Source organism: Streptomyces incanus, assembly GCF_042656345.1.
Classification (GTDB): Bacteria; Actinomycetota; Actinomycetes; order Streptomycetales; family Streptomycetaceae; genus Streptomyces; species Streptomyces incanus.
This window is the reverse complement of sequence record NZ_JBHSPC010000166.1, coordinates 5,059-7,287: the sequence shown is the minus strand read 5'-3', so window position 1 is coordinate 7,287 and position 2,229 is coordinate 5,059. Positions and strand designations below refer to the sequence as shown.

2 protein-coding genes are annotated in these 2,229 nt (G+C 69.9%); both read right to left on the bottom strand.

What is annotated here, in order from left to right:
• Positions 1–99 precede the first annotated feature (99 nt).
• Complete coding sequence (locus ACFP2V_RS37330) at positions 100–750, bottom strand: DUF4232 domain-containing protein (RefSeq protein WP_381220747.1); 651 nt, start codon at positions 748–750, stop codon at positions 100–102.
• Positions 751–1,653: 903 nt separating this feature from the next.
• Positions 1,654–2,229: SDR family oxidoreductase (locus ACFP2V_RS37325; RefSeq protein WP_381220744.1), on the bottom strand; the 576-nt coding region annotated here is incomplete at its 5' end.

Sequence of the window (2,229 nt, the reverse complement as noted above, 5' to 3'; positions counted from 1 at the left end):
TTGCGATCACAACGCACCGGACACCGCGAGCCCTGCCCTGCGGACGGACGACGCCACTTCACGGACACGGCCCAGGACGGATCGCGAACTGCGATCCGGTCAGCTGAAGGGGACGGCGTCGGCCGGGGCGGTGTGCCAGTTGGTGACGACCGGGCCGTCGACGGTGATGGCGCCGACCTTGAGGGAGACCGGGTTGGGGTCGTCATTACCGACACCGACGATGATGAAGTTCAGTTCCTTGCCACCGTTGTCCTTGGTGGTCTTCGGGTTCACCCCGGCATACGCGGTGGTGCTCCCGCTCAGCTTGATCTGCTCGCCGACCGTCTGTTCCGCGGGACCCGCCTGGGTGCCGTCGGAGCCGAACGCCACGGTCGGAAGCTCGGCGGGCAGGTAGCAGGTGATCCCCGACTTCGCCTTGGCCATGATCAGGATGTAGCCGCCGGCCTGGCTCTCGGACTTGGTGCTCCAGGAGATGTCGTTGGCGCCGCAGACCTGCTCGACCGGCTTCCGCTCGCCGTCGCCCGTGTCGGCGCCGGAACCGGCCGCTTCCCCGGTCTCCCCGCCCGTCGCGGAGGAACCCTTGTCGCTGCTCTGGCCGTCGCCCGTGGCCGACGAATCGGAAGGGGCGGCCGGCGAGGAGTCCTGCGCGGCGCCGGCGTCCACGTCCCCGTCCTCACATGCGGTCATCAGCAGGGTGCCGCACACGATGGCTGCGGAGACGAGTAAGGCCTTGCGGCGGTTGCTGGACATGAAATCCCCTTTTTAGTGCCCGGTAGTCGAGACAGAAGCCGTGACGGCTCCCGGTGGTCGCTCGATCACTATGACGGGGCCTCGAGCCAAAGGGATACCGGCGTCTCCGCTCCAGGACAACGCTGTCACCGACTGGTGACATGGCCACGGACAGTTGGAGTAGCCCAGACCGGTTCGCCTGGCAGAAGCTTTCCGCAGGAAGCAGTCGACGCGGAGCAGTGGGGGTGCCTCCCGCTCGAGCGCAGCCGGGAGCGGGGGGAGAGTTACAAGGGCAAGGCCCTGGCCGAGGAGTCCGGCGCGGGCACGCTTTCCGTGGCAGGCTGCGCCGGCCACCCCCGTGGGTCCGGCCTGCGGCGACGCCAACCGAGCCTGGGCCGCGAGATCTTGTCCGGCAACGGTTCGCGCTGTCCGGGACAAGGGCCGGGCCGTCCGGGCTGGTCGGAAGGCTGTCCGGAACGGCGGAGGCGGGACGCCCGACGTGGCCGGGACGGGGATTGCCGGGTGTGAGACGCGTGACGACAATGCCGGAATGGCGATCTTAGGCGGCTCGGAGCCCGGTGAGGCGCGGAATCCGGCCGAGTACGTCGGACTGCTGCGGCGGCTCAAGGAGCACAGCGGGCTGACCTACCGGCAGTTGGAGGAGCGGGCCGCCGAACGCGGCGAGTTAGAGGTCGCGCAGATAGGCGGCCAGCAGGGGCCAGCGGGTAGACAGGGCAGGCACAGCTTCCGTGATCATGGAGTTGCGACGCTCTGTGATCATCGGGGAGACCTGTGCCGCTGCCATCACGGCCGGAATGCCGTCGACGACGCGTCACCTTCACCGACAACCCAGCTGTCTCCCAGGCTCTGCCGTCTTACCGCCTACCGCGATGGCAGCAGCGCAGGGTGCTGTGGAGGGGGACGCTATTGCTGCTGTGCGAGCCACTCGTCGAAGGTGGTCGGCGCGATGCGGGCGCCCGCACGGGGCAGCAGCACGTCACCGGCCATCGCCGGGCCGAACAGCGCTGACCACGTCGGCACGAGCTTGACCGCACGGCCGCGCGCGTCGTTGGTGCGCCGGGCCATGTCCACCAGGTCCTGCGGCTCGGGGCCGGCGACCTCCCGGTAACGCCCCTGCGGTGCGCCCGTGGCGATCTCGGCGAGGATGTCGGCCACGTCCGCGGGTGCGATCGGCTGGACGAGCAGGGGCGCGATGGTGGCGGTGCCTTCCCGCTCGGTCCAGCTCGTCACCATCGCGGCGAAGTCGTGGAACTGGGTGGCCGGGACGATCGTCCACGGCACCGGGCCCTCGGTCACGAGGCGCTCCTGCTCGCGCTTGCCGGCGTAGTGCGCGTTGCCTTCGACGCGGTCGACGGCGGCGATCGAGAGCAGCACGTGGTGGCGGACACCGGCCCGCTCCTCGGTGGCGAGCAGCGTCCGGGTGGTGGTGCCGAAGTACGTCACCGCTTCGTCCCGGTCGGTCGCCGTGCAGTTGGTGGC

Coding starts and splice junctions, on each gene's coding strand:
- ACFP2V_RS37330 (WP_381220747.1), bottom strand. CDS start 750: ATGTCCAGCAACCGCCGCAAGGCCTTACTCGTCTCCGCAGCCATCGTG.